Here is a 25,955-nt window from a genome sequence, read left to right on the forward strand (position 1 = left end):
TACGCAAAATCCAGATGATTTTCTGATACTTTTATTCAAACAAAGCACAAAATTCATATTTTATTTTTAATTTTCAATCAATTAATAATGTTACCGCACTGTTGCCAGCCACATAACCCGAACAGGAAATGTTATGAAATATCACTCCGAGACGTTGATACCTCACAAAGCGGCGCCCGTTCGCGCCCCGGCTAACGTGCTGGCTGAAGAGGTCTGCTTGCCCGCCGCCGTTATCAAAAAATCCGCCCTGCTCAGCAATATCGACTGGATGCAGCGCTACGCCGGGGCGCGCGGCGTGTCCCTTGCGCCGCACGGCAAAACCACCATGACGCCGTGGATTTTTCAGGCGCAGCAGCAGGCGGGCGCCTGGGCGATTGGCGTCGGCACCGCCTGGCAGGCAAGCGTGGCGATGGCGAGCGGCGTACAGCGCGTGCTGATGGTGAACCAGCTCGTCGGCAAGGCGAACATGGCGGTAATCTCGCAGCTCAAGCGCCACTATCGCGACGTGGATTACCTTTGCTGCGTAGACAGCCTGGCTAACGCCCGTCAGCTCTCCGCCTTTTTCAGCGCGCAAAACCAGACGCTGGATGTGATGGTGGAACTGGGCGTGGCGGGCGGACGTTGCGGCTGTCGCAGCAGCGAGGCGGCGCTGACGCTGGCGCAGAAGATAGCGGACATGCCGGGGCTGCGCCTGCGCGGGCTGGAGCTGTACGAAGGGGTGCTGCATGGCGACAATCCGCAGCCGCAGGTGGAAGCGCTGCTGCGTGAAGCGGCCCGCCTCGCCTGCGCGATGGAAAGCTTCGTCGAAGGCGAGTTTATTCTCACCGGCGCGGGCACCGTCTGGTATGACGTGGTGTGCAACGTCTGGTTAAGCGTGGAAAAACCGTCGCAGTGCCGCATCGTTATCCGCCCGGGCTGTTACATCACGCACGACCAGGGCATTTACGCCGACGCGCAGCAGGCGCTGATGGCGCGAGACAGTGTCGCCTGCGATCTCGGCGGCGACCTGACGTCGGCGCTTGAACTGGTGGCGATGGTGCAGTCGGTGCCGGAAGCGGGCCGCGCGGTGGTGAATTTCGGCAAGCGCGACTGCGCCTTCGACGCCGGTCTGCCGCAACCTATCGCGCATTACCGCGACGGACAGGCGCAGGCGTTAGCGCCGCACTCCATCACCAGCGTCGGCATCATGGACCAGCACTGCATGGTGACGTTAAGCGCCGGAACCGATGTGCAGGTGGGCGATATTCTTATTTTCGGCACGTCGCACCCTTGCCTGACGTTTGATAAATGGAAAACGCTGCTGCTGGTGGATGACGAGTACAACGTTATCGACGAGCTGGATACGCTGTTCTGATAGCGGTTTGAGATGGATTTTGTCCAGCCGGTTAGCGAAGCGCTGCTGCGTTACACAGGCACAGGGCGGCGGCGCCGATCCGCCCTGTAAGTAAAGAATGGGCGCGGCGCCTTATGCGGGCACCGCCATCGCTTTCATTAGTATGTTGTAACTAATGAAAGCGGCGCGTGGTCACGTTGCCCCGGCTGGCGAAGGCGCAGTCTCGCATCTGCGAAACCCTGGCCGGTGGCGGTGGATGCTGAGACGTGCCGCCCTGCGGCGGCGAACTGCGTTTTACTGCTGACAGGCCGCCTGGAAATAAGCGCTCAGCATTACGATAAGCTGCCCCTCCAGGTTCGCCTCAAACCCGGGCGGCACCTGCCCTTCCAGCACTGCGCGCACCGGTCCGACAAGGCTGCTTAACCCGACTGTGGCTATCAGCGCCGGGTCTGCGAATTTCCCCTCGCTGGCGCTTGTCAGCATGGCGGTGATGGCGGTCGCCATCCGGCCGTAGGCCTCTGCGGCAAGCTCCGCACCTCCCCGTTCCGTCGCAACCGCATACAGCGCCCGGGACTCCTGCGGGTCGCGCAGCTTCGCGGAAAGAAAGGCGGTCACCAGCGCGCGCGCCATCTGCGTTACTTTCGCGCCATGCTGTTGCCTGCAAACCGCCTCCACCGCCGTGGCGATGCCGTCCAGATGTTTTTCCAGCACGGCGGCGAGCAGCGCGTCGCGGTTAGGGTAGTACTGATAAAGGCTGCCGACCGACATACCCGCCCGCCGGGCGACGCGCGTGGTGGTGCAGCGGCTTAACCCTTCGCGGGTTAAAACCTGAATAGTCGCGGTGTGCAGCGCCTCCACCGTGGCGGTCGATCGCGCCTGAAGCGGCGTTTTACGCGGCTTCAGCATGGTGTTCATCATGGTCATAGAATGCGAATTCTAAAGCTGAAGGATCCTTCATATACTTCTCCCAACACAACAAAGCAAGAGGGAAGCGTATGACCCGCATCAATAATACCGACACCTTTACCTTAGGCAGCCGTCGCGTGAAGCGCCTGGGCTATGGCGCAATGCAGCTTGCCGGCCCCGGCGTTTTCGGCGCGCCGAAAGATCGCCACGCTGCGCTGGCCGTGCTGCGGGAAGCTATTGCGCTTGGCGTTGACCATATCGACACCAGCGACTTTTACGGCCCGCACATTACCAATCAGATAATCCGCGATGCGCTGTACCCTTACCCGGACGACCTGACCATCGTCACCAAAATCGGCGCGCGGCGCGATGAAAAAGGCGGCTGGCTGCCCGCCTTCACCCCCGAGGCGCTGACGCAGGCGGTACACGACAACCTGCGCAATCTTCAGCTGGAGACGCTGGATGTCGTCAACCTGCGGATTATGTTTAGCGTGGAAGGCCCGGTGGAAGGTTCCATTGAAGCGCCATTAACGGCGCTTGCCGAACTGCAGCGACAGGGACTGGTGAAGCATATCGGATTGAGCAACGTCACTGCCGCGCAGGTGAGCGAGGGGCGAAACATCACCGACATTGTCTGCGTGCAGAACCACTACAACCTTGTCCATCGCCAGGATGACGCGTTGATAGAGGATCTCGCGCGGGATGGCATCGCGTATGTGCCCTTCTTCCCGCTGGGCGGCTTTACGCCGCTGCAATCATCCGCGCTTGCGGAAGTAGCGGCAAGCCTGAACGCCACGCCGATGCAGGTGGCGCTCGCCTGGCTGCTGCGTCGTTCGCCTAACATCCTGTTGATCCCCGGCACCTCTTCCGTGGCGCATCTGCGGGAGAACCTGGCCGCCAGCGAACTGGTGCTTTCTGATGAAGCGATGACGGCGCTTAACGCCATTGGCGGGCAGGCGCAGTAACAGCAGCAGCGCGGGCTTCAGGCTGTCCGCGCTGCTTTAACAGCACCTGCTATTCCCCTCACCTACCAATGCCATAACGGGCATCTTTAAACGCTCATCTTTAAACGCTCATCCCCACGCGCTTGTGCGAACCGTTTCACGGCTTATCGCTGCAATTTGCCAGGATACGTTCACCTAATCGCCAGCGAGTGTTAGTATCGTTCACTTCGCACACCAAGGATTGGTTGCCTACCGGAACGTTCTGACTTTACATGTTTTCTGGTCTGACTACTTAACGCAAAAATCCCGCCTGGAGCCTGTTGCGCGACGCGCGCCTCGCCGCACGACGTCCAGACTTGCAAAACAGGCGTTTAACGAGATGAAAAGCATGTTGTCCACCCTGATTTACCGCAGCCGCCTGAGCCCCGGATGTTGCCCTGAAGCGCTGAGCCAGATAGTGGCGCAAGCGCAGACTCGCAACGCGGCGTTGCAGATAACGGGCATTTTGCTTTTCGACGGCGACTACTTCCTGCAGGTGCTTGAAGGGCCCGACAGCGCCGTAAATCTGGTATACGCCAGCATCCGTCGCGACCCGCGCCACTACAATCTGGTCGAGCTGATGCGCGACTACGCCCCGCTGCGCCGCTTCGGCAATCTCGGCATGGAGCTTTTCGACACGCGCAGCTACGCGCAGGGCTCCATTCTGGAAGCGGTGCTGCAAAAAGGCACCTCGCGCTATAACCTGGCTTATGACGACCGGGTGCTGAAATTTATCCGCTCGTTTGTCGAAGGCCAGTGGCGCGCGCATCTGCTGGAGTGTCCCGACTGTCAAAACTGGCGCTTCACATCCCGCGATAACGCCTTCTCGCTGCCGATATCGCTTCACGACGACCAGCCCTGCCAGTTCGCCCTGCAGCCTATCGTAGAGCCGCTAAGCGGGCAGATTAGCTCGCTGGAGGCGCTGATCCGCGGTCCGGACGGCGGCTCGCCTGCCGAGTACTTCGCCTCTGTGCCGGCCGATAAAGTGTACGAGGCCGATCTGGCGTCCAAGAACTACGCCTTCGCGCTGGCGAAACGCATTGGCATTGGCAACCAGAAAATTGCGGTAAACCTGCTGCCGATGTCGCTGGTGATGGTGCCGAACGCGGTAGAGATCCTGCTTGATCAGATTGTTCGCAACGGCCTTATCCCCGAACAGGTGGTGGTGGAGGTGACTGAAGATGAGGTTATCTCTCGCTTCGACGAGTTTGCTATCGCCATTCGACAGCTTCGCTCTGCGGGCATTGCGCTGGCGATAGACGATTTTGGCTCCGGCTTCGCCGGCCTTTCGCTGCTCTCAAAATTCCAGCCGGAAAAGCTCAAGCTCGACCGCAGTCTGGTGAGCGACATCCATATGAATGGCCCGAAACAGGCCATCGTGCAGGCTATCATTAACTGCTGCTCGGCGCTGGAAATCACCATCGTTGCAGAGGGCGTTGAAAAAGCGGAGGAGTGGTGCTGGCTGCAGGCGGCGGGCATTCAGCGCTTTCAGGGTTATCTCTTCGCGCGCCCCTTGCTTAACGGCGTGCCGCCCATCGCCTGGCCGGACAACGCCGCCTGAGGCGGCGTCCGGTTTATGACTTTTTCTCTGTGTCTGTACGATAATGGCAACGGCCCAGGGTGAAGATTTTCTCTTCGCCCACCGCTTTCGCCTGCAAAATATGGTCATCGTCCAGCAGCACCGCGCGGGTACCAGCCGGGATAACGCAAGGCGATTTCGCATAAGTCTCGAAGGTATAAATAAAGTCAGCGCCGAAACGGGTCATAAAGCTGGCGTACCCATTAATGATGTGGTGTGACATACCGTAAATAAAGGCGCAATAAAAACCGACGCTGATAAACTGCGTCACACGCGTGACTTTCGGCCAGACCATGGTCGGCGCCTTCGCATTAACCGGCAAAATCACCTTTTTCAGCGAATCATCCACGCCAAGGTAATAAAATCCTATCAGCGGCACGGCGAGCATTATCACAAAGAAAAGCACGCCCATAATCAGCGAAAAGATAAACGGGATGGTGAAGATAGAAAGTATCGCCGTGGCGTTTGGAAATTTTGACGGCTCCACGCCCGTCACGTCGTTGACCACCTGCCCGGCAATGGAAATAGCAAGCGTGGTGCAGAGGCTGAACAGCACCAGAATCAGGCCCTTTCCCGCAAGCGTTGCGTACATCTGTTTATAAAGTTGCAGCAGATCGCGCGCGACCGCCAGCGTCCAGAGCACGACCGCGACGCGCAACAGTGAGAGCGTCACCTCATTGAGACCGCTAACAACCCGGGCGGCGACAAACAATGTAAAAACCACTATTGCGTTGAAATGCATACGCTGCATCAGGTTAAGCCGTAGATAAAAGTCGGCGAGACGGCGTAGCGGTGAGGGATACTCCTGTGAAGTCATAAATTACTCCTGGCCTCTTTTTTTCGCCTCATGCTAGTGGTTTAAAGCGCAGGCGACAACCTGACGGCATGCTATGCACCAGTTTTACCGGTCGGCTGACTTCCCGATAAAAAACGTCGACAGGTTTACGCGCAGCGCCCGGCGAGCGTATTCTCGACGTCACGAGGCAACTTCCGCTGACGGTTTTCTGCGCAATAAGTGAGACGGAAAAGCAAAAAGCGGCAGAAAGGGCACCTTATGGTCCTCGTCTCGTCGATATTCGTCTAAGGTTTTCATAGGCTTGATCGCAGCGTCCCCGGCTGCGCATTCGATAAGGAGAATAATCGATGACCCAACCCCTGTTGCGCCGACCACGGACGCTCCTGCTCGCCGTCCAGCTTGGCCTTAGCGGCGCGCTGCTGGCTTTCACCTCGCTGCCCGCCGCCGCGGAAGAGGCGCCCGCCGCCCGCACTTTCCCGCAGCCGCCTGATGCGCTGCTCGGGCCGCTTTTCACCGATGTACAAAGCGCCAAACTTTTCCCCGACCAGAAAACCTTCGCCGACGCGGTGCCCAAAGGCGACCCGTTGATGATTCTGGCCGATTATCGCATGCAGCGTAACCAGTCCGGCTTCGATCTGCGCCACTTCGTTGATGTGAACTTCACCCTGCCCGCTGCGGGCGAAAAATATGTGCCGCCCGCGGGCCAGAGCCTGCGTGCGCATATTGACGGCCTGTGGCCGGTGCTGACCCGCACCACCGATACCGCGGGTAAATGGGATTCCCTGCTGCCGTTGCCCAAGCCTTACGTGGTGCCCGGCGGGCGCTTTCGCGAAGTTTATTACTGGGATAGCTACTTCACCATGCTGGGGCTCGCCGAGAGCGGCCACTGGGATAAAGTGCAGGATATGGTCGATAACTTCGCCTACGAAATCGACACCTGGGGCCATATTCCCAACGGCAACCGCAGCTACTATCTGAGCCGTTCGCAACCGCCGTTCTTCGCTTTCATGGTGGAGTTGCTGGCGACGCATGAAGGCGACGATACGCTGAAGAAATATCTGCCGCAGCTGAAAGCGGAGTACGCCTACTGGATGGAAGGCAGCGACACGCTGGCAAACGGCGGCGCCAATAAACGCGTAGTGAAGCTGCAGGATGGCTCGCTGCTCAACCGCTACTGGGACGACCGCGATACGCCACGCACCGAGTCCTGGCTTGACGATGTGACGACCGCCAAAAATAACCCGGACCGCCCGGCTACCGAGATTTACCGCGACCTGCGCGCGGCGGCCGCCTCGGGCTGGGATTTCAGTTCGCGCTGGATGGATAACCCGGAAAAACTGGGCACGATCCGCACGACCTCTATCGTGCCGGTGGATCTGAACGCCCTGATGTATCAGCTGGAAAAAACCCTCGCTCACGCCAGCAAAGTGGCGGGCGACAACGCTGGGGCGGCGCAGTATGACGAACTGGCGAACAAACGCCAGCAGGCCATTGAGGCGAACCTGTGGAACGACAAACGCGGCTGGTACGCCGATTACGATCTACGCCGCAACGCGGTGCGAGATTCGCTCACCGCCGCCGCGCTCTTTCCGCTTTACGTGAAGGCGGCAGCGCAGGAGCGCGCCGATAAAGTCGCCGCCGCCACCCAGGCGCAGCTGCTAAAAGCGGGTGGCGTGTTGACCACCACGCAGAAAACCGGCCAGCAGTGGGATGCGCCTAACGGCTGGGCGCCGCTGCAGTGGGTCGCGACCGTGGGGCTTGATAACTACGGCCATAAAGATCTGGCGATGGACGTTACCTGGCGCTTCCTCACCAACGTGCAGCACACCTATAACCGCGAACAGAAGCTGGTGGAAAAATATGACGTCAGCACCACCGGCACGGGCGGCGGCGGCGGCGAATATCCGCTGCAGGATGGTTTCGGCTGGAGCAACGGCGTAACGCTGCGCATGCTGGACCTGCTGTGCGGCGATAAAACGCCATGCGACAACGTACCGGAAACGCGCCCTGCCGCCAGCAACACCGCAAGCGCTGCGAAGCCTTCGCAGAGCAGCGCCAGCCAGCCGCTGACGGGTAACGCCGCGCAGAACGACGCTTCCGGCAGCCAGCCGCAACCTGGCGCGTCGGCACCGCTCGCAAACGGCCCTGCGCAAACCGATGCGGCTAAACCGTTGACCGGCAATCAGCCGCAAAGCGGCGCGCAGACATCCAGCACACCTGCTGGCGGGCAGACGCAAAACGCGGCCACGCCTGAACCCGCCGCCGCGCAGTAAGCGCCTGTAAGCCCTCCTGCGGGAGGGCTTTTTTCACGCTCCGCCAGCCAGCTTATCGCTCACGCATCATAAGGTTATCGTCACTTCCCCTGCCAATTTTGATACTTGAACCCTCAGGCCATTAACGATAATAATTCGCATTCGTTATTACACGGTCGCCCTCTGGCAACTCCGGGAACAAGATTATGAGAATGGCATTAACCTTAACGCGCTCCGCCAGTTTGTGCGCGCTGGCGCTGAGCGCGCCGCATGCGTCACTGGCTGAAGACACCATCACCGTCAGCGCCGCGCCGGCGCAAACCGCCACGTCACCGACGCAGGGATACACCGTTAAAACCAGCAGCGGCGCAACCAAAACCGACGAGCCGCTTATCACCACCGGCCAGTCGGTTTCCGTGGTGACGCGCCAGCAGATGGAAGACCAGGGCGCAAGCACGTTTACTGAAGCGCTGAACTACACGCCTGGCGTCTTCTCCAATATCGGCGGCGGCGCAACGCGCTTTGACGCCCTTGCCCTGCGCGGCTTCCACGGCGGCGACGTGGATAATATTTTCCTGGACGGCATGCGCCTGATGAGCGACGCCGGCAGCCACAGCATTTTGCAGATTGATCCATGGTTTATCGAGCGCGTGGATGTCATCAAGGGCCCGTCGTCCGCTCTTTACGGACAAAGCATTCCGGGCGGCCTGGTGAACCTCACCTCCAAACGCCCGCAGTTCAGCGCTGAAGGTCATTTCCGCCTTTCTGCCGGTACGCAGGAGACCAAAAGCGGCGCCTTTGATTATACCGACGCCATTAACGACCAGTGGGCTTACCGTATCACCGGCATTACCCGCAATACCGATACGCAGTACGACAACACGCGTGAAGAGCGTTACGCTATCTCTCCTTCTCTGCTCTGGCAGCCTGATAGCGACACCAGCCTGCTGCTGCGCGCTTATTTGCAAAAAGATCCCTCCGGCGGCTATCACGGCTCTTCGCCGATTGAAGGATCGCTTTATTCGCATAACGGCCGCAAAGTCAGCAATCACTATAACGAAGGGGATCCGGGCGATGGCTACCAGCGTCGCGAGCAGATCTACAGCTACGAGTTCGATCATCGCTTTGATGAGATCTGGTCGGTACACGCCAGCGGCAGTTATACCCATACTAATGTCGGGCTCGACCAGGTTTATCAGAACGGCTGGATTGACGACAGCAACCTGCTGAGCCGCGGCTACGTGGGTTATCAGGAGTCGCTGGACGGCTGGTCGACCGACAACCGCCTGCAGGCGCAGTTCGCCACCGGCGAGGTGGACCATAACGTCATTCTTGGCGCAGAGTACCACCGCTTTCGTAATGACATTCTGGGCGAATACGGCGACGCCGCGCCGTTCAACCCTTTCACCGGCGCTACCGCGCAGACCGGGCATACCGTCACCAGCAGCGACGATTTTAACCGTCGCTACTATCAGGCAGGCGTCTATTTGCAGGATGAGCTGACCTGGAACCGCTGGCATGCGACCCTTTCGGGCCGCTATGACCGCATCGTGGCGCGCCAGTACAGCAATGCTTACGGCACCGGCTACCGTCGGTCCGACGATCATGTCGGCGGTCGCGCTTCGCTGCTTTATGCTTTCGACAACGGCCTTTCGCCTTACCTCAGCTACAGCCAGGCGATCACCCCTTCCATTCTCTACGATGCCAACGGCGCGCTGCTTAAGCCAAGCACCTCGGAGCAGTATGAAGGCGGCCTGAAGTACCAACCGCCGGGCACGTCGGATCTCTACACCGTCGCCATGTACGATTTAAAGCAGAAAGATGTCTCCCAGCGCGACGAGAACATTGCCACCGCCACTTACCAGGCGGCGGGCAACGTGCATTCTCAGGGCGTGGAGCTGGAAGCGCGCAATCAGATTACGCCTCGCCTGAGCACCATTGCAGGCTACAGCTGGAACCGGGTGCGCTTTGAAGATTCTCTGGGTGGCAAAGACGGCAACACGCCGCTGCTGACCCCGGACCAGATCGCCTCGTTCTGGGCGCATTACCAGTTCGACTACGGCATCAGCGCGGGCGCAGGCGTGCGTTACATTGGCAAACAATGGGCGGACGATCAGAACAGCAACCGCGTGCCTTCGGTCACGCTGGTGGATGCAATGGTGAAAGCCGACTTAGGTGCCTGGAACAGCGCGCTGAAAGGCGCATTCGTCCAGGTCAACGCCACTAACCTGACCGACCGGGAGTACGTTTCTGGCTGTTACACCACCAACTGCTACTGGGGCGCAGAGCGCTCGGTGGTGGCGACCGTGGGCTACGATTTTTAAGGCAAAAAAAACGGCCCGCAGGGGCCGTTTTTTGATGGCTGATGATTAGTGGCGACGAACCATGCGGAAGATAGCCAGCACCACGATGGCGCCCACTACGGCCACGAGGAAGCTCCTCAGGTCGAAGCCCGTGACATCACCGCCAATGCCAAACAGGGTCGCGAGCCAGCCGCCAACCACGGCGCCGACAATACCCAGTACGCAGGTGAGAATAAAACCGCCGCCATCGCGACCAGGCATAATCAGCTTAGCGATAATGCCTGCGATAAGACCAAATACAATCCACGCCAGGATACCCATAGTTTCTCCATCCTCTTAGGTTGTGTTGCAAAAAACGCCTGCGGCAAAGCCAGTGCGCCGCGGGCAAGTACTTCAAGTATAGGCACTAAATTAAAAAAGGGTGGATTAGGTGATCGCGCAACGCTGCGAGAAAAAAAAACGGCGCGTGTATTAAGATTTTTCTCAGCACGCCGATAACCGTGCATATCACTCTGTCAGAATTCGAGGAAGAACAGGACGTGAGTAATTACAGTGAGCAGTTTCTGAAGCAAAATCCCCTTGCGGTGCTTGGCGTGCTGCGCGACCTGCAAAAAAGCCAGGTGCCGGTGCGCCTTTCCTGGGCTAACGGGCAGTTCATCAGCCGCATACTGGACGTCACGCGGGAGCAGCTGGTGCTCGATTTTGGCAGCCAGAGTCTGGAAAACCAGGCGGTGCAGAGAGCCAGCGCCATCGTCTTTGTGGCCGAGACCCAGGGCGCCAAGGTAGAGTTCGCGCTGCCGCCGCTCTCTGTGCAGGATTACCAGGGGCTGCCCGCTTTCGTCACCCCGCTGCCCTCTTCGCTCTGGTTTGTGCAGCGCCGCGAGTATTTCCGCATTAGCGCGCCGGTGCAGCCGCTCTACTTTTGTCGCGCGTTACTGCCGGACGGCAAGCTGCTGCGTTTTCGCCTGCAGGATCTGTCGCTTGGCGGCATGGGCGCGCTGGTGGAAGGCCCGTTGCCGGCAGGGCTTGAAGCGGGTGCGATGTTCTCGCAAATCGATATGGATCTGCTGGAGTTTGGCAAGTTTCGCTTCGACGCCCAGCTGATTTCGGTTTCCGAGCGCACGGTGGTGGGCAGTAAGAACGAGACGGTGTCCACTCCCCGCCTGAGCTTTCGGTTTCTCAACGTCAGCCCGGCGGTGGAGCGGGAATTGCAGCGGATTATCTTCTCGCTTGAGCGGACGGCCCGCGAAAAAGCGAGCCGGGTGCGCTGATTACATGGCGTTCATCGCCTGCTGGATCTTCCAGAGGTAGCGCGGAGCCTGCGGCGCCGGGTGATGTTTCGCGACATGCTCGATAAACTCATCCGGGCTGAGATCGTTAATCTCTTCTATCGCCGCTTTACGATCTGAGGAGAAGGTGCGCAGCAGCGCGCCTGCGCCGTTAACGTAAGAGACCACCAGCGCGTATTGCATGACTTCCGGGTCCTCAATGCCCTTCAGCACGCCGTGCTCCAGAATGCTCAGGTAGGCGGTGCCCATGGAGATGTTACGCTCCGGGTTTTTCAGCTCGCTGGTGGAAGGCTGGCCTTGCCAGCCCATATAGCGGTAGACCTCGCGCCCGGCGGTGGAGGCCTTAAGCTGCATCAGCCCTACCGCGTTGGATTTGCTCACCAGCGTTGGGTTGCCGCCCGACTCCACGGCGATGATGGCCGTGATAAGCCGCGGGCTGACGCCCCACGCCTGCCCCGCCTGCTGGCTTATCGGCAGCCACTGCATGGCGCGCTTTGTCGGCGCTTCGGCATTCCACGGCGGGTTTTTATAGTCAGAAGTGCTGCTGCATCCGGCCAGCACCAGCACAAGGATAATCAACCATCTCAATTTCACGCGTTATTCCCTTTCCATGTTAAAAACAGGCCATCTGCGGCACGGCGCTGCGGATGACAACCGACAAGGTTAGCGGCATGATAACGGTTTCACATCTGAATTCAGCAAGGATTTGCCATGTCCGTTTTTCATCTGATAGCGCCGTCGGGTTACTGCATTAATCAGGAGGCGGCCGCGCGCGGCGTAGCGTTTCTCGAACAGGCGGGCCATCGCGTGGAAAATCAGGGGGTCATTCGCCGTCGCGCTCAGCGCTTCGCCGGTTCTGACGACTGCCGTCTGGCTGATTTACAGGCGCTGGCGGAATTGTCTGAAAGTGAACGCATTGTGCTGGCCGTACGCGGCGGATACGGGGCGAGCCGTCTGCTTGAGCGGCTGGATTTCGCCGCGCTGGCGGCGCGCCAGCAGCGCAACCCGCTGCTGATTTGCGGCCACAGCGACTTCACGGTTATCCAACTGGGTCTGCTGGCCGCAGGTGATGTCATTACCTTTAGCGGTCCGATGCTGGCGGGAAACTTCGGCGCGCCGGAGATGAACGATTTTACCTGGCGCCACTTCTGGCAGGCGCTGACGGCGCCGCGCTTTACGCTGCAATGGGAAAGCGACGCGGCCCCTTGCGAGGCGCAGGGCAAAGTCTGGGGCGGCAACCTCGCGATGCTGGCGTCGCTTATCGGCACGCCGTGGCTGCCTGACATTCAGGACGGCATTCTGGTGGTGGAAGATATCAACGAACACCCGTTCCGCGTAGAGCGCATGCTGCTGCAGTTGCATCACGCAGGCATTCTTTCCCGTCAGCGGGCGATTATCCTCGGCAGCTTTACGGCGGCGAAGCCCAACGACTATGACTGCGGTTACGATCTCGACGCCGCCATCGCCCTGCTGCGCGAGCGCATCAGCGTGCCGATAGTAACGGGCCTGGCCTTCGGCCACGAGCAGGAAACCGTAACGCTGCCGCTCGGCGCCTGGGGCGAGCTGGCGCACGACGGCAAGCAGGTGCGGCTTACGCTGAGCGGTCATCCCGTACTAAATAATGTAGAAAAAAACCATTCAGCAGGCTAATTATTCAAATTGACCCGACATAATTATGTTACGGTTTTAATTCACCACGAACCTCAGAAGGAGACCAGCAACTTTGGACGCCGGGACGATTATCAGTTTGTTTATCTTGGGTTCCGTTTTAGTAACCTGCAGTATTTTATTGAGTTCTTTTTCATCCCGTCTTGGCATACCTATCCTCGTTATTTTCCTCGCTATCGGCATGCTGGCGGGGGTGGATGGCGTTGGCGGCATTCCGTTTGATAACTATCCTTTCGCGTATCTGATAAGTAACCTGGCGCTGGCGGTGATCCTGCTTGACGGCGGCATCCGCACGCAAGCAAAGTCGCTGCGCGTGGCGCTCGGTCCGGCGCTTTCGCTCGCCACCGTCGGCGTGCTTATCACCTCCGGGTTAACTGGCGTCGCCGCCGCCTGGCTGTTTCACCTCGATTTAGTCGAAGGGCTGCTGATTGGGGCGATTGTCGGTTCAACCGACGCCGCCGCGGTCTTCTCGCTGCTCGGCGGCAAAGGGCTTAACGAGCGCGTCAGCTCGACGCTTGAGATGGAGTCAGGCAGCAACGATCCGATGGCGGTGTTTCTCACCATCACGCTGATTGAAATGATTCAAAAGCATGAGACTGGCCTGAGCTGGATGTTTATCGTCGATATCATCCGCCAGTTTGGCTTAGGCATTGTGATTGGCCTGAGCGGCGGCTACTTGCTGCAGCAGATGATTAACCGCATCCCGCTGCCTTCCGGCCTTTACCCCCTGCTGGCGTTAAGCGGCGGCATTTTGATTTTCTCGCTGACCACCGCGATGGACGGCAGCGGCATTCTGGCGGTTTACCTCTGCGGCTTTCTGCTCGGCAACCGCCCTATTCGCAACCGTTATGGCATTCTGCAAACCTTTGATGGGCTGGCCTGGCTTGCGCAGATTGGCATGTTCCTGGTGCTCGGCCTGCTGGTTACGCCGTCGGATCTGCTGCCTATCGCCATTCCGGCGCTGCTGCTCTCCATCTGGATGATTTTTATCGCCCGTCCGCTTTCGGTGTTCGCCGGGCTACTGCCGTTTAAAGGCTTTCACCTGCGCGAGCGCGTGTTTATCAGCTGGGTTGGGCTGCGCGGTGCGGTGCCGATCATTCTGGCGGTGTTCCCAATGATGGCGGGCCTTGACCGCGCCAACCTCTTTTTCAACATCGCCTTTTTCGTGGTGCTGGTGTCGCTGCTGTTTCAGGGCACCTCGCTTGGCTGGGCGGCGAAAAAAACCAAAGTGGTGGTGCCGGAGGCGGGTCGTCCCATCTCCCGCGTCGGGCTGGATATTCACCCGGAAAACCCGTGGGAGCAGTTTATCTTCCAGCTCAGCGCCGACAAATGGTGCGTGGGCGCGGCCTTGCGCGACCTGCATATGCCGAAAGAGACGCGCATTGCGGCGCTGTTTCGCGATAATCAGCTGATGCACCCCACCGGCAGCACCCGGCTGCAGGAAGACGACGTGCTGTGCGTGATTGGCCGCGAGCGCGACCTGCCGGCGCTCGGCAAGCTCTTTAGCCAGTCGCCGCCCGTGGCGCTCGACCAGCGCTTCTTCGGCGACTTTATTCTGGAAGCCGATGCGAAGCTTGCCGACGTGGCCTTTATCTATGGGCTGGAGCCGGAGGAATCGGTAGACACCGAGCAGACGATTGGCGAGATGGTGCTGCGCCAGCTTGGGGCCGCTCCCGTGGTGGGCGACCAGATTGATTTCGCGGGCGTCACCTGGACGGTGGCGGAGAAGGAAAATAACCAGATCCGCCGCATCGGCCTGAAAATCGTCGAGGACGAAGCGGAATCCTGACAGCCGCCAGAAGCGCCGCGCCGTAAATAAAAAAGAGGGTCTGACGACCCTCTTTTTTTGTCTGCGCGTGAGGTACGGGGCATGACCGGGAAGCGCTTAGCCTTTTGGCTCGATGCCGTTCGCCAGCAGCGCTTTACGCAGGGTGCGCTTGATCCAGGTCGCCAGCGAATGGTCCCCCTCTTTGCGCGCCTGCTCTTCCAGCTGGGCGCGGAACGCAGGAGACAACCGAATCTGATACTGGTCGGTTTTGGTTTTTTCTGTGGACATGATGATGACGGATGACCCGCTTTTGCGTTGTAATTACACTGTATTAAAAAATGAATCACCAAAGAGCGAAGCCCAGAGATGTAGGCGCATCAAAGGGCTTCTGACCACATCATTACAAGGATTAATGTTATGGCTACGACGGATGTTAACACGAACCCATATCAGGAAATAAGCGCTGGCGGCGATATCCACTTTTCGGACATGGCTTCGGCGCTGGTGAACATCAGCTTTGCGCAGATGAGCAACGCGGAGTGTTTGCAACTGATGCAGTGTTGCCAGGAGACCCACGCCGGGCTTTGCCACTGCCTGGCTTTGCTGGGCGAAACGCTCAGCAACCCGACCCGCGTGGAAGAGGCAGGCGCGCAGAACCAACAGCGCTTAGGCCATTCCCTTTACGCCATCGGTCTGCTGGCGCCGGCGTTGAACACGCTGGAAGGCTTTTTACAGGCGGAGTTGCGGGAGAGAACGGCCCGTTAACAGGGCCATAAAAGAAAAAGGGAAACCGGCAGGTTTCCCTGTAGGCCTGAACAGCAAAAGTTACACTGTCACCACCGACACACGCGGCGCTAACGCCGTCAGCAGTTCATAGCCCACCGTACCCGCCGCGCTTGCCACGTCATCAACCTTGATGGCGTTGCCCCACAACTCCACCGGACTGCCGATGCCCGCCTGCGGACAGGGCGTTAAATCCACCGCCAGCATATCCATTGAGACAGTGCCGACAATGCCTGTGCGTACGCCATCGACCAGCACCGGCGCGCCGTCCGGCGCCTGGCGCGGGTAGCCGTCGGCGTAACCGCAGGCGACGATGCCGATGCGCCGCTCCTGGTCTGCGCGGTAGCGGCTGCCGTATCCGACCGTCTCGCCCGCTTTCAGGTTTTGAATGCCGATTATCTCGCTCTTTAAGCTCATCACCGGCTGCAAACCGCTGGTGGCGATATCCCGCCACTGCCCGCTCGGCGAAGCGCCATACAGCGCGATACCCGGGCGAACCCAGTCGAAATGGGCCTGCGGATGCCAGAGCGTGGCGGCGGAATTGGCGAGCGAGCGCGGGGCGTCGATGCCCTCTGCCGCCTGCCCGATGCGCCGCATCGGCTCGTCGATGCCGTCGGGTTTATCCGCGTCGGCGAAGTGCGCCATTAGCGTTAGCTGGCCGACGTTTTTAATGTCGCGCAGCTGCTGCCAGACGCTGTGCACCCGCTCCGGCGCAAAGCCGAGTCGGTTCATGCCGCTGTTGATTTTGAGGTACACATCCAGCGGCGCGTTAAGCTTCGCGTTCGCCAGCGCCTTCACCTGCCAGTTGCTGTGCAGGCTGGTGGTCAGGCGATATTTATCAAACAGCGCCAGCTCGTCGGCGTGGAAAAAGCCTTCCAGCAGCAGGACAGGCCCTTTCCAGCCGCGCTCGCGCAGCAGAATAGCCTCTTCCAGATTCAGCATCGCGAAACCGTCCGTGGCGCCGAGCGCGGACCAGACGCGATCCAGTCCGTGGCCGTATGCGTTGGCCTTCACCACCGACCAGACGCGAGAATGCGGCGCGGCGCGGCGCACCACCTGCAGGTTTTGACGCAGCGCCTGCAGGTCGAGACTCGCGACGATGGGACGTGACATGCTTGCTCCTTAGGTTACTGATGCGCGCCGTGCAGGCGATGCGAAGAAGATGGCGTAAAGTCCGGGCGATAGCGCGCCACGCCGAGATCGTCAAACGGAATGGCGGGGGTGCGCCCGGAAATCAGGTCGCTCAGCAGTTGCCCGGAGCCACAGGCCATGGTCCAGCCAAGCGTACCGTGACCGGTGTTAAGCCAGAGATTTTTAAACGGCGTGCGGCCCACCACCGGCGTGCCGTCCGGCGTCATCGGCCGCAGCCCTGTCCAGAACTGCGCCGCTTCAATTTTACCGCCGCGCGGATAGAGATCGCGCACCACCATCTCCAGCGTTTCGCGGCGCGGTTGCAGCAGTTCGGTGTTGAAACCGACGATTTCCGCCATGCCGCCCACGCGGATCCGGTTGTCGAAGCGGGTAATAGCAATTTTGTATGTTTCATCAAGCACCGTGGAGACGGGCGCGCCGCTCTCTTCCACCACCGGAATGGTGAGCGAATACCCTTTGAGCGGATAAACCGGGATATCGACAATGCCCTTCAGCATGGCGGTGGAATACGAGCCGAAAGCCATTACGTAGCCATCCGCTTTTACCACCTCTTCGCCGCATTTCACGCCGTAAATGCGCTGACCTTCATAAAGCAGGCGGTCCACGGGGGTATTGTAGCGAAACACCACGCCCGCCTCTTCGGCCATTTTCGCCAGTCGCTGGGTGAAAAGCTGACAGTCGCCGGTTTCGTCGTTAGGCAGCTGTAAACCGCCGGTCAGCTTGTGGGCGACTCCCGCGAGCGCCGGCTCCACTTCCGCCAGCTGGGCGGATTCCAGCAGACGATAAGGCACCCCTTCGCTTTGCAGTACTGCGATATCCCGCGAAGCGTTTTCATACTGCTGAGCGGTGCGGAAAAGTTGTAACGTGCCGCCCTGACGTCCTTCGTACTGAATGCCGGTGCTTTCACGCAGCGCTTTTAAACAGTCGCGGCTGTATTCGGCCAGGCGCACCATGCGGCCTTTATTCTGCATGTAGTGGCGGGTGTCGCAGTTGCGCAGCATTTGCCACATCCACTGGAGCTGGAAACGGGTGCCGTCGAGGCTTATCGCCAGCGGCGCGTGGCGCTGGAACATCCACTTAATGGCTTTCAGCGGCACGCCTGGCGCCGCCCAGGGCGCGGCGTAACCGGGAGAGATCTGTCCGGCGTTGGCGGCGCTGGTTTCCAGCGCCGGGCCGGGCTCGCGGTCGATTACCGTTACGTCATGGCCTGCCTGTCGTAAATACCAGGCGCTGGTGACGCCCACTACCCCACTTCCCAGCACGACTACATGCATAATCACTCCGATTCCAGATTGAAGAATAATTAACTGCTTACAAATTGATAACCTGGATGAAAATGTTATTCAACATATGGCTTTTTTATGGTGACTCATTTCACACCTTTTCCCACCAGCACAGGCAGTTGAGATTCAGAAGGTCCTGCTTCGGTTAGATTAGCGACAAGATAAAATGCTGCCGACGCCGCTTTTTTCCGATAGCTGGGATCGCAAAATCGCGTAGAAAAAATTTTGGCGCGTCGTTCAATTTTCCGCTGTGTTCTATGCTTGAAATGAGGCCCTTCTCCAGACGAGGGCCGCTAACAATGAGGGCGCGCTATGGCTACCGTAACTGATCCCACCACCAAGGATACCCGACGTCTGAGCGATGGACCTGACTGGACGTTTGATCTGCTGGATACCTATCTCGCCGAGATTGACCGCGTAGCGAAACTCTACCGGCTGGAAACCTATCCGCATCAGATTGAAATCATTACCTCCGAGCAGATGATGGATGCTTATTCAAGCGTCGGCATGCCGATTAACTATCCCCACTGGTCGTTTGGTAAAAAGTTTATTGAAACGGAGCGACTCTACAAACATGGGCAGCAGGGGCTGGCCTATGAAATTGTGATTAACTCAAACCCCTGTATCGCCTACCTGATGGAGGAGAACACGATCACCATGCAGGCGCTGGTAATGGCGCACGCCTGCTATGGTCACAACTCCTTCTTTAAAAACAACTATTTGTTCCGCAGCTGGACTGACGCCAGCTCGATAATCGATTACCTCATCTTCGCCCGCAACTATATTACCGAATGCGAAGAGCGCTACGGCGTAGTGGAAGTGGAAAAACTGCTCGACTCCTGTCATGCGCTGATGAACTACGGTGTGGATCGTTATAAACGCCCGCAGAAAATCTCTTTGCAGGAGGAGAAAGCGCGGCAGAAGAGCCGCGAAGAGTATCTGCAAAGCCAGGTGAATATGCTCTGGCGCACCCTGCCGCGTCGCGAAGAGGAGAAAACGATAGAAGCGGCGCGCCGTTATCCTTCCGAGCCGCAGGAGAACCTGCTCTATTTTATGGAGAAAAACGCACCGCTTCTGGAGCCCTGGCAGCGTGAGATCCTGCGCATCGTGCGTAAAGTCAGCCAGTATTTCTATCCGCAAAAACAGACGCAGGTGATGAACGAAGGGTGGGCCACGTTCTGGCACTACACCATCCTTAATCACCTGTACGACGAAGGCAAAGTGACCGAGCGCTTTATGCTGGAGTTTTTACACAGCCACACCAACGTGGTGTTCCAGCCGCCTTACAACAGCCCGTGGTACAACGGCATTAATCCCTATGCGCTGGGCTTTGCGATGTTCCAGGACATCAAGCGCATCTGCCAGTCGCCGACGGAAGAGGATAAATACTGGTTCCCGGACATCGCCGGCTCCGACTGGCTCGACACGCTGCATTTCGCCATGCGCGATTTCAAAGACGAGAGCTTTATCAGCCAGTTCCTGTCGCCGAAGGTGATGCGTGATTTCCGCCTGTTTACGGTGCTGGACGATGACCGTAATAACTACCTGGAAATTTCCGCTATTCACAATGAAGAGGGTTATCGGGAGATCCGCAACAAGCTCTCGGCGCAGTACAACCTGAGCAACCTTGAGCCGAATATCCAGGTGTGGAACGTCGACCTGCGTGGCGACCGTTCGCTGACGCTACGCTACATTCCTCATAACCGCGCGCCGCTGGACCGGGGCCGTCGGGAAGTGCTCAAGCATGTGCATCGCCTGTGGGGGTTTGACGTTATGCTGGAGCAGCAGAACGAAGACGGCAGCATCGAGCTGCTGGAGCGCTGCCCGCCACGGCTCAACAGCCTGTAACGCGAAAAAGGCTTCCCGAAGGAAGCCTTTTTACTGTCTGCGCTTAGCGACTGTGCATCGCCAGATCGCCCGGCAGGTTTTTCTGCATGCGGTGCCAGATTTCCCCGCTGTCGCGACCATAGGCGCGTACTACATTGTAAACCGCTTCGTAATCGCCTGCGTCACACAACTTCGCCAGATGATGGTAGAAACCGAGCGCCAGGCTGCGCGCTTCGGGGCTTGAAAAATAGTGGCGCCCGATGCGGGTATACAGCCCTTTCATGCCGTTCAGGATGAGGCCGTAAATGGGGTTACCTGAAGCAAAAGCCAGACCGCGGAAAATGTTGTAATCCAGCTCTGCAAACGCATCCGCGTGGTCTTCCACCTCGCTGGCCGTGGCGAGCACCTGCTGCGCCTGATCGGGATGAAGCCGCAACGCGGTGCGAATAAAAATGGTTGAGATATTGGTGCGCACCGACAGCAGGTTGTCGATAAGCTGCGGCACGCTCTCGTGATCGAGACGCGCCAGCGTTTCCAGAATGTTAAGCCCCGAGGTTTCCCAGAAATTATTAACCTTCGTCGGCTTGCCGTGCTGAATAGTCAGCCAGCCATCCCGAGCAAGGCGCTGTAAAACTTCACGCAGCGTTGTGCGTGTTACACCAATAAGTTCAGAGAGTTCGCGTTCAGCAGGCAGAATAGAACCGGGAGGAAAACGGTTATTCCAGATGCTTTCGATAATGTACTCTTCCGCGAAACCCGCTGGGCTCTGCGCCTTTATAACCATAATGCGATTTCCATTACACCTATGCAAAATTCACTCATCATACCAGATGAGGTTTAGCACAGATAGCGCAGCAGCTGGTGAAAAAAGGGATCCTGGTTTACTTTTTGCTAATTACCGCCGGGCTTTCACAGTTGCCTGACCAGGCGTGGGCCGTTACTCTTCTCCCTTCAAAAAAGATCTGCTGTTACTGCAAGGACTACGCATGGAAATGTCATTCAGCCGCGCCTTTTACCGCAATTTTCTCGGCCAGTCGCCGAACTGGTATAAGCTGACGCTGCTTCTGTTTTTGATACTCAACCCGCTGGTGTTCTGGGTTAACCCTTTTATCGCTGGCTGGATGCTGGTGGCCGAATTTATTTTCACGCTGGCGATGGCGCTGAAATGCTATCCGCTGCTGCCAGGCGGGCTGCTGGCCATTGAAGCGGTGATGATTGGGATGACCACGCCCAATCATGTCCGTGAAGAGCTGGCCAACAATCTAGAGGTGATCCTGCTGCTTATCTTCATGGTCGCGGGCATCTATTTCATGAAACAGCTATTGCTGCTGATTTTTACCAGGCTGTTGCTTGGCATTCGTTCTAAAGCGCTGCTCTCGCTCTCTTTTTGCTTCGCCGCCGCGTTTTTATCCGCGTTCCTCGATGCGCTGACCGTTGTGGCGGTAGTAATTAGCGTCGCGGTCGGTTTTTACGGCATTTATCATCGGGTTGCCTCTTCACGCGATGAGCATCAGGATCTGCTTGATGATTCCAACATCGACAAGCAGCAACGGGAAGACCTGGAACAATTCCGCGCCTTTCTGCGCAGCCTGATGATGCACGCCGGCGTCGGCACCGCGCTTGGCGGTGTTATGACTATGGTAGGAGAACCGCAGAATCTGATTATCGCCAAAGCGGCGGACTGGAGCTTTGTTGATTTCCTGCTGCGCATGGCGCCAGTGAGCGTGCCGGTGCTGCTTTGCGGCCTGCTGACCTGCGTTCTGCTGGAGAAAACCAAAACCTTTGGTTATGGCGCTACGCTGCCTGAAGAGGTGCGCACGATTCTGCATGACTACGATCAGGAGAGCGCGCGCAAACGCAGCCCGCAGGATCGCGTGCGGCTTCTCGTGCAGGGCGTTATCGCCGTATGGCTTATCGTTGCGCTGGCGCTTCATCTGGCGGAGGTAGGACTTATCGGGCTTTCCGTCATTATTTTCGCCACCGCGCTTTGCGGCGTGACTGACGAGCACGCGATCGGCAAAGCCTTTACCGAAGCGCTGCCTTTTACCGCGCTGCTGACGGTCTTCTTCGCCGTTGTGGCGGTGATTATCGACCAGCATCTTTTTGCGCCGATTATCCAGTTTGTGCTGGACGCCTCGCCTCACGCGCAGCTTTCGCTTTTCTATCTCTTTAACGGCCTGCTATCGTCGATTTCCGATAACGTCTTTGTAGGCACCGTTTATATCAACGAAGCGAAGAACGCGCTGCAGCAGGGGGTTATCGACGTGAAGCAGTTTGAGCTGCTGGCGGTGGCGATTAATACCGGCACCAACCTGCCTTCGGTCGCCACGCCGAACGGCCAGGCGGCGTTTCTGTTCCTGCTTACCTCAGCGCTGGCGCCGCTTATCCGTCTCTCCTATGGCCGGATGGTGTGGATGGCGCTGCCCTATACCCTTGTGCTAACGCTGGTCGGGCTGCTGTGCGTGGCTTACCCGCTGACGCCCTTCACCGAATGGCTGCTGGCGCATCAGTGGATATCCACCCCATCGATGTAACTTTTGGGCCCTTTAGGGCCCAAAATTTCCCTTACGGGCAGGCTCTTATCTCTATTTTTTCGCTACGCTAGTGGCGCGGAAAATGAATTGGTTTACACTGCCCGTTCAACGCATCCTGCAGGGAAATAACTATGTTGCGATTTTTAAACCAATGCTCACGAGGACGCGGCGCCTGGCTGCTGTTAGCATTGACCGCTTTTGCGCTCGAAATGGTGGCGCTGTGGTTCCAGCATGTCATGATGCTGAAGCCTTGTGTTTTGTGTATTTATGAACGATGCGCGCTGTTTGGCGTAATGGGCGCCGGGCTTGTGGGCGCCATCGCGCCGAAAACGCCGCTGCGTTTTGTGGCTATCCTTATCTGGCTTTACAGCGCCGTGAAAGGGCTGATGCTCTCCTATGAGCACACCATGGTTCAGCTGCACCCTTCCCCGTTCGCTACCTGTGATTTCGCCGCGCGGTTCCCGACGTGGCTGCCGCTGGATAAATGGCTGCCGCAGGTGTTTGTCGCAAGCGGCGACTGCGCAGAGCGCCAGTGGTCTTTCCTGTCGCTTGAAATGCCGCAGTGGCTGATGGTTATTTTCGCCGCTTATCTGCTGGTGGCGGCGCTGGTGGTTATCGCTCAGTTTTTCAAACCTAAAAAACGCGACCTTTTCGGCCGCTTCTAATCTTTTTGCCGCCGGCTATCCCCGTCAGGCGGATAGCCGGCTGGTCTGGCAGCAGCTTTTTGTCTTTCAGGCGATTAAGGCGGCGTGAGGTAAGTCTGCATCTTGCGCAGGATGGAGCCGGATGATTCCTGGAGTGCTCGTTGCCGCCTGGCTTGTTGCGGCGAAGCCGTCCTACACTGAAGTGAACCTTGATAATGACAGGAGGACAGATGCGAGCTTACAAACTTAACGTCGAAAAAGATAACCCAAACGACGCGCCGGAGTCCGGGGACAAAAAACCGACCCCGACTAAAAAATAAGAGAAAAGGTCGCTCCGGCGGCCTTTTCTTTTTACTTCACGCCGCCTTCGTCTTTTCCTCATCAGCGCCCAGCCACGCCCGCGTATAGGCGGCGTCATGGTGGTTAAGCATTACGCTGATAAATTCCAGATCCGCCCCTTGGGTCAACAGCTGCATGGCTCGCGTTTTGCGCGCGCTCTGGCTGCTGACATTTTTCGTCGTCACCTTTGCCGCCGCCTGGCGCAGCGCGGCGTTAAAAGCGATGATGGTAATCGCCTTCGGCTGCGCCTTTACGCGGTTGGAGTGGCTCTGGAATAGATAAACATCTTGCGGGTAACGCTTCTGGCGTTTAGTGATAACGCTCATCGCTGCTTCATTTAAGGCCAGCGCCCGGTTCCCGCGCTTCTCATCGGCCCGGATGCGGCTGTTTTCAATATCATCGAAGGTCAGCGTCAGCACTTCACCAATTTTTAACGGCGCATGGTAGAGAAAATACCAGAGGTCAGAATAGGTAGTGTTGTGACTGAGCAGCGCTTCGTGGATCTTCCAGAACTCAAGCGGAGTCAGAGCTTCGGCTTTAGCCATTGTGATATCACTCGCGTTGGTCTGAAAATGACGCCCTGGCGTCGTTTCAGACGAGACAAAACCACTACCTTGCAGGTAGCGATGGCGCAAAAAAGGCCGTCTGGCCCGTCTCTTTTTAATAACGAAACCGAGGAGGCGGTGATATCGCGCGTTCGGATGAGAACGCAGGCGGTGGGTGGTACTTCCTGCGCTCTCAGCGTGAAAGCGCAGGTGGGAAAAGGTTATTCAGCCCAGTCGGGCTTATTGAGTATGTGATCTTGCCAGTCAGTCACTTCCGACTCTTTTACCGCGATATGGCGCACGGAGATGCGCTCAGCGTGCATAGCGGCTTTCGAACCGGTGCGCAGCGGGTGCCACAGCGGCAGATTTTTGCCTTCGGCTAACAGGCGGTAGGCGCAGGTAGGCGGCAACCATTCAAAGGTCGGCAGGTTTTCCCGCGTCAGTTTGATGCAGTCAGGCTCGAAGTCGAACCGACGCTCATAGTTACGGCACTGGCAGGTTTTGATATTAAGCTGACGACAGGCGACGTTGGTGAAATAAATTTCATCCGTATCTTCATCCATCAGTTTATGCAGGCAACACTGACCGCAGCCGTCGCAGAGAGATTCCCACTCCGCGTCGCTCATTTCGTCCAGTTTCTTTTGCTGCCAGAAAGGCGTTTCGTTCATACCGGTATCCGCAAAGCAAATTCAGCTGCACCTTATAAACAGTATGGACGCCTGATGCAAGTTTTGCCGCCCCTGCGGGCGGCAGAAGATTACAGCACGCGAGTACTGAGGCTTTCGCCATTGAAGCGCACTTCCAGTTCATCGCCACTGGCGAGCGGCCCTACCCCTTCCGGCGTGCCGGTGAGGATAACGTCGCCTGCGCGCAGCGTAAAGAAACGGCTCATGTAGGCAATCAGCGGCACAATCTTGTGGATCATGTCAGCGGTTGTGCCGTTCTGGCGCGTTTCGCCGTTAACGATAAGGCTTAGCGGCGTGTTTTGCGGATCGGACTGAAATTCAGCCACCGGGATGAACCCTGAAACCGGGCACGAGTTATCAAACGCTTTCGCCTTTTCCCACGGCTGGCCCGCTTTTTTCATTTTGCTCTGCAAAGAGCGAAGGGTCAGATCCAGCGCCACGCCGTAACCGGCAATCGCTTTAGCGACATGTTCAGGCGTGGCCTGCTTAAGCGTCGCGCCAATAAGTACGGCCAGTTCCACTTCATGATGCACATCGCCAAGACCCTGCGGCAGCGCCAGCGGCTGGCGCAAATCGCAAAGCGCGGTTTCCGGCTTCAGAAACAGCACCGGCTCTTCCGGCGTGGCGCTGCCCATCTCTTTAATATGTTTGGCATAGTTGCTGCCTACACAGACCACTTTGCTCACCGGAAAATCAAGCAGCGCGCCGTGCCAGTTATGATGTTGGTACATGTCTTTCCCCTGAATCGAGCTCATTGTCCGAAAAATGACTATCTCCGCCCGCCGGGCGCGAGTCAATGTTTCAAAGCGTAACAGGATTCAGTATAGAGAGAGGAAAAAACAAACGGCGAAAACGGCCGACGCCGCAAAACGCGGCGTCGGAGCAGGTCAGGCTTTTTTTTGCGCTTCGAGATGCGCTTTCAACAAATTTTCCGGCGGCGGCGGCAATTGCAAATAATAGCCCTGCTCCTGAAGCGCTTGTTTTACTTTATCAAGATCGGCGTGCGCTAATTTTTTCCGTCCGTCTAATGGCAATAGCATTGTCATTATGGGTGTGCCGAAACTTTGCATTAATTCCGTCGGCACCTTCGAAAAATCGTCTTTTTTTTCAACATACAGATAAGTCTGTTCGCGACGGGAACTTTTATAGATCACACAAAACATGTTTTTACTCTGTTTAGCCAGATGGTGACTTGCCTCAATATAACGGGGACTATAACATGCCTGACGTGCTACGGAATATCATCCCACCCCGGTGGGTGGTTAAAACTGAATTGAGTAAGGCC

The 25,955-nt window shown here is 57.8% G+C and carries 24 protein-coding genes; 12 read left to right on the forward strand and 12 right to left on the reverse strand.

Annotation, left to right across the window (positions count from 1 at the left end; translation table 11 throughout):
- The first annotated feature begins 133 nt into the window (after window positions 1-133).
- Window positions 134-1,354, forward strand: a complete 1,221-nt coding sequence (locus MT962_RS09190) for an amino acid deaminase (RefSeq protein ID WP_247365450.1) — start codon at window positions 134-136, stop codon at window positions 1,352-1,354.
- A 273-nt stretch (window positions 1,355-1,627) separates the two neighbouring features.
- On the opposite strand, the gene MT962_RS09195 is transcribed toward MT962_RS09190, so the two are convergent.
- The gene (locus MT962_RS09195; RefSeq protein ID WP_247365451.1) at window positions 1,628-2,257 is read right to left on the reverse strand and encodes a TetR/AcrR family transcriptional regulator; all 630 of its coding nucleotides are present in this window, start codon (window positions 2,255-2,257) and stop codon (window positions 1,628-1,630) included.
- 71 nt (window positions 2,258-2,328) lie between these two features.
- Here MT962_RS09195 and MT962_RS09200 point away from each other — a divergent pair, with 71 nt between their 5' ends.
- Window positions 2,329-3,204 carry an aldo/keto reductase family oxidoreductase gene (locus MT962_RS09200; RefSeq protein ID WP_247365452.1) on the forward strand — a complete coding sequence of 292 codons (876 nt, stop codon included), beginning with the start codon at window positions 2,329-2,331 and terminating at the stop codon, window positions 3,202-3,204.
- A gap of 367 nt (window positions 3,205-3,571) precedes the next feature.
- Complete coding sequence (locus MT962_RS09205) at window positions 3,572-4,783, forward strand: diguanylate phosphodiesterase (protein WP_188723743.1); 1,212 nt, start codon at window positions 3,572-3,574, stop codon at window positions 4,781-4,783.
- Window positions 4,784-4,796: 13 nt separating this feature from the next.
- Here MT962_RS09205 and MT962_RS09210 read toward each other — a convergent pair whose 3' ends face one another.
- The gene (locus tag MT962_RS09210) at window positions 4,797-5,618 is read right to left on the reverse strand and encodes a hypothetical protein (protein WP_247365453.1); all 822 of its coding nucleotides are present in this window, start codon (window positions 5,616-5,618) and stop codon (window positions 4,797-4,799) included.
- A gap of 326 nt (window positions 5,619-5,944) precedes the next feature.
- Between MT962_RS09210 and treA the strand changes: the two genes are divergently transcribed.
- Window positions 5,945-7,870 (forward strand): alpha,alpha-trehalase TreA, encoded by a 1,926-nt coding sequence (gene treA, locus MT962_RS09215; RefSeq protein WP_247365455.1) that lies wholly within the window; start codon window positions 5,945-5,947, stop codon window positions 7,868-7,870.
- A gap of 185 nt (window positions 7,871-8,055) precedes the next feature.
- Window positions 8,056-10,173 carry a TonB-dependent siderophore receptor gene (locus MT962_RS09220; protein ID WP_247365458.1) on the forward strand — a complete coding sequence of 706 codons (2,118 nt, stop codon included), beginning with the start codon at window positions 8,056-8,058 and terminating at the stop codon, window positions 10,171-10,173.
- Window positions 10,174-10,218: 45 nt separating this feature from the next.
- On the opposite strand, the gene MT962_RS09225 is transcribed toward MT962_RS09220, so the two are convergent.
- On the reverse strand, window positions 10,219-10,473 hold the full coding sequence (locus MT962_RS09225) for a GlsB/YeaQ/YmgE family stress response membrane protein (protein WP_024555705.1): 255 nt from the start codon (window positions 10,471-10,473) through the stop codon (window positions 10,219-10,221).
- A 218-nt stretch (window positions 10,474-10,691) separates the two neighbouring features.
- Here MT962_RS09225 and MT962_RS09230 point away from each other — a divergent pair, with 218 nt between their 5' ends.
- Entirely contained in the window at window positions 10,692-11,423 is a 732-nt protein-coding gene (locus tag MT962_RS09230) for a flagellar brake protein (protein WP_024555706.1), read from the forward strand.
- Here MT962_RS09230 and emtA read toward each other — a convergent pair whose 3' ends face one another.
- Complete coding sequence (gene emtA / locus MT962_RS09235; RefSeq protein WP_024555707.1) at window positions 11,424-12,035, reverse strand: membrane-bound lytic murein transglycosylase EmtA; 612 nt, start codon at window positions 12,033-12,035, stop codon at window positions 11,424-11,426. It abuts the gene before it with no gap.
- 117 nt (window positions 12,036-12,152) lie between these two features.
- Here emtA and ldcA point away from each other — a divergent pair, with 117 nt between their 5' ends.
- Window positions 12,153-13,091 carry a muramoyltetrapeptide carboxypeptidase gene (ldcA, locus tag MT962_RS09240; protein WP_247365459.1) on the forward strand — a complete coding sequence of 313 codons (939 nt, stop codon included), beginning with the start codon at window positions 12,153-12,155 and terminating at the stop codon, window positions 13,089-13,091.
- 73 nt (window positions 13,092-13,164) lie between these two features.
- Window positions 13,165-14,898 carry a potassium/proton antiporter gene (locus MT962_RS09245; RefSeq protein ID WP_024555709.1) on the forward strand — a complete coding sequence of 578 codons (1,734 nt, stop codon included), beginning with the start codon at window positions 13,165-13,167 and terminating at the stop codon, window positions 14,896-14,898.
- Window positions 14,899-14,994: 96 nt separating this feature from the next.
- On the opposite strand, the gene MT962_RS09250 is transcribed toward MT962_RS09245, so the two are convergent.
- A complete protein-coding gene (locus MT962_RS09250) occupies window positions 14,995-15,165 on the reverse strand; it encodes a hypothetical protein (RefSeq protein WP_167541508.1) in 171 nt (56 codons plus the stop codon).
- A 129-nt stretch (window positions 15,166-15,294) separates the two neighbouring features.
- On the opposite strand from MT962_RS09250, the gene MT962_RS09255 reads away from it, so the two are divergent.
- The gene (locus MT962_RS09255; RefSeq protein WP_247365460.1) at window positions 15,295-15,642 is read left to right on the forward strand and encodes a hypothetical protein; all 348 of its coding nucleotides are present in this window, start codon (window positions 15,295-15,297) and stop codon (window positions 15,640-15,642) included.
- Window positions 15,643-15,702: 60 nt separating this feature from the next.
- On the opposite strand, the gene dadX is transcribed toward MT962_RS09255, so the two are convergent.
- Window positions 15,703-16,773 carry a catabolic alanine racemase DadX gene (dadX, locus tag MT962_RS09260; protein WP_247365461.1) on the reverse strand — a complete coding sequence of 357 codons (1,071 nt, stop codon included), beginning with the start codon at window positions 16,771-16,773 and terminating at the stop codon, window positions 15,703-15,705.
- Between the two features lie 14 nt (window positions 16,774-16,787).
- The gene (locus tag MT962_RS09265; protein WP_247365492.1) at window positions 16,788-18,086 is read right to left on the reverse strand and encodes a D-amino acid dehydrogenase; all 1,299 of its coding nucleotides are present in this window, start codon (window positions 18,084-18,086) and stop codon (window positions 16,788-16,790) included.
- A gap of 321 nt (window positions 18,087-18,407) precedes the next feature.
- Here MT962_RS09265 and MT962_RS09270 point away from each other — a divergent pair, with 321 nt between their 5' ends.
- On the forward strand, window positions 18,408-19,943 hold the full coding sequence (locus MT962_RS09270; protein WP_024555713.1) for a SpoVR family protein: 1,536 nt from the start codon (window positions 18,408-18,410) through the stop codon (window positions 19,941-19,943).
- A gap of 43 nt (window positions 19,944-19,986) precedes the next feature.
- Here the strand turns inward: MT962_RS09270 and fadR are convergent, their stop codons facing one another.
- The gene (fadR, locus tag MT962_RS09275; RefSeq protein ID WP_024561561.1) at window positions 19,987-20,706 is read right to left on the reverse strand and encodes a fatty acid metabolism transcriptional regulator FadR; all 720 of its coding nucleotides are present in this window, start codon (window positions 20,704-20,706) and stop codon (window positions 19,987-19,989) included.
- A gap of 202 nt (window positions 20,707-20,908) precedes the next feature.
- Here fadR and nhaB point away from each other — a divergent pair, with 202 nt between their 5' ends.
- Window positions 20,909-22,456, forward strand: a complete 1,548-nt coding sequence (gene nhaB, locus MT962_RS09280) for a sodium/proton antiporter NhaB (protein ID WP_247365462.1) — start codon at window positions 20,909-20,911, stop codon at window positions 22,454-22,456.
- 131 nt (window positions 22,457-22,587) lie between these two features.
- A complete protein-coding gene (dsbB, locus tag MT962_RS09285; protein ID WP_024555716.1) occupies window positions 22,588-23,121 on the forward strand; it encodes a disulfide bond formation protein DsbB in 534 nt (177 codons plus the stop codon).
- A gap of 335 nt (window positions 23,122-23,456) precedes the next feature.
- Here the strand turns inward: dsbB and MT962_RS09295 are convergent, their stop codons facing one another.
- The 4 genes from MT962_RS09295 to MT962_RS09310 all read right to left on the reverse strand — a co-directional run bounded on the left by MT962_RS09295 (window position 23,457) and on the right by MT962_RS09310 (window position 25,833).
- Window positions 23,457-23,984: a tyrosine-type recombinase/integrase gene (locus MT962_RS09295; RefSeq protein ID WP_024555717.1), complete on the reverse strand. Its 528-nt coding sequence runs from the start codon at window positions 23,982-23,984 to the stop codon at window positions 23,457-23,459.
- 221 nt (window positions 23,985-24,205) lie between these two features.
- A complete protein-coding gene (locus MT962_RS09300) occupies window positions 24,206-24,652 on the reverse strand; it encodes a YcgN family cysteine cluster protein (RefSeq protein WP_024555718.1) in 447 nt (148 codons plus the stop codon).
- Between the two features lie 89 nt (window positions 24,653-24,741).
- Complete coding sequence (locus MT962_RS09305) at window positions 24,742-25,401, reverse strand: fumarylacetoacetate hydrolase family protein (RefSeq protein WP_024555719.1); 660 nt, start codon at window positions 25,399-25,401, stop codon at window positions 24,742-24,744.
- Window positions 25,402-25,557: 156 nt separating this feature from the next.
- Window positions 25,558-25,833 carry a YcgL domain-containing protein gene (locus tag MT962_RS09310; protein WP_024561563.1) on the reverse strand — a complete coding sequence of 92 codons (276 nt, stop codon included), beginning with the start codon at window positions 25,831-25,833 and terminating at the stop codon, window positions 25,558-25,560.
- Between the last annotated feature and the right edge of the window lie 122 nt (window positions 25,834-25,955).

This window comes from Franconibacter sp. IITDAS19 (assembly GCF_023079515.1).
GTDB classification, from domain to species: domain Bacteria; phylum Pseudomonadota; class Gammaproteobacteria; order Enterobacterales; family Enterobacteriaceae; genus Franconibacter; species Franconibacter pulveris.

What these genes read in the sequence shown, in the direction of transcription:
- MT962_RS09225 (WP_024555705.1), bottom strand. Translation starts at nt 10,473, where the DNA reads ATGGGTATCCTGGCGTGGATTGTATTTGGTCTTATCGCAGGCATTATC.
- dadX (WP_247365461.1), bottom strand. Translation starts at nt 16,773, where the DNA reads ATGTCACGTCCCATCGTCGCGAGTCTCGACCTGCAGGCGCTGCGTCAA.
- dsbB (WP_024555716.1), top strand. Translation starts at nt 22,588, where the DNA reads ATGTTGCGATTTTTAAACCAATGCTCACGAGGACGCGGCGCCTGGCTG.
- MT962_RS09250 (WP_167541508.1), bottom strand. Translation starts at nt 15,165, where the DNA reads ATGTCCACAGAAAAAACCAAAACCGACCAGTATCAGATTCGGTTGTCT.
- MT962_RS09195 (WP_247365451.1), bottom strand. Translation starts at nt 2,257, where the DNA reads ATGACCATGATGAACACCATGCTGAAGCCGCGTAAAACGCCGCTTCAG.
- MT962_RS09210 (WP_247365453.1), bottom strand. Translation starts at nt 5,618, where the DNA reads ATGACTTCACAGGAGTATCCCTCACCGCTACGCCGTCTCGCCGACTTT.
- nhaB (WP_247365462.1), top strand. Translation starts at nt 20,909, where the DNA reads ATGGAAATGTCATTCAGCCGCGCCTTTTACCGCAATTTTCTCGGCCAG.
- treA (WP_247365455.1), top strand. Translation starts at nt 5,945, where the DNA reads ATGACCCAACCCCTGTTGCGCCGACCACGGACGCTCCTGCTCGCCGTC.
- MT962_RS09190 (WP_247365450.1), top strand. Translation starts at nt 134, where the DNA reads ATGAAATATCACTCCGAGACGTTGATACCTCACAAAGCGGCGCCCGTT.
- fadR (WP_024561561.1), bottom strand. Translation starts at nt 20,706, where the DNA reads ATGGTTATAAAGGCGCAGAGCCCAGCGGGTTTCGCGGAAGAGTACATT.
- MT962_RS09305 (WP_024555719.1), bottom strand. Translation starts at nt 25,401, where the DNA reads ATGTACCAACATCATAACTGGCACGGCGCGCTGCTTGATTTTCCGGTG.
- MT962_RS09220 (WP_247365458.1), top strand. Translation starts at nt 8,056, where the DNA reads ATGAGAATGGCATTAACCTTAACGCGCTCCGCCAGTTTGTGCGCGCTG.
- MT962_RS09265 (WP_247365492.1), bottom strand. Translation starts at nt 18,086, where the DNA reads ATGCATGTAGTCGTGCTGGGAAGTGGGGTAGTGGGCGTCACCAGCGCC.
- MT962_RS09200 (WP_247365452.1), top strand. Translation starts at nt 2,329, where the DNA reads ATGACCCGCATCAATAATACCGACACCTTTACCTTAGGCAGCCGTCGC.
- MT962_RS09270 (WP_024555713.1), top strand. Translation starts at nt 18,408, where the DNA reads ATGGCTACCGTAACTGATCCCACCACCAAGGATACCCGACGTCTGAGC.
- MT962_RS09295 (WP_024555717.1), bottom strand. Translation starts at nt 23,984, where the DNA reads ATGGCTAAAGCCGAAGCTCTGACTCCGCTTGAGTTCTGGAAGATCCAC.
- MT962_RS09300 (WP_024555718.1), bottom strand. Translation starts at nt 24,652, where the DNA reads ATGAACGAAACGCCTTTCTGGCAGCAAAAGAAACTGGACGAAATGAGC.
- MT962_RS09255 (WP_247365460.1), top strand. Translation starts at nt 15,295, where the DNA reads ATGGCTACGACGGATGTTAACACGAACCCATATCAGGAAATAAGCGCT.
- MT962_RS09310 (WP_024561563.1), bottom strand. Translation starts at nt 25,833, where the DNA reads ATGTTTTGTGTGATCTATAAAAGTTCCCGTCGCGAACAGACTTATCTG.
- MT962_RS09205 (WP_188723743.1), top strand. Translation starts at nt 3,572, where the DNA reads ATGTTGTCCACCCTGATTTACCGCAGCCGCCTGAGCCCCGGATGTTGC.
- ldcA (WP_247365459.1), top strand. Translation starts at nt 12,153, where the DNA reads ATGTCCGTTTTTCATCTGATAGCGCCGTCGGGTTACTGCATTAATCAG.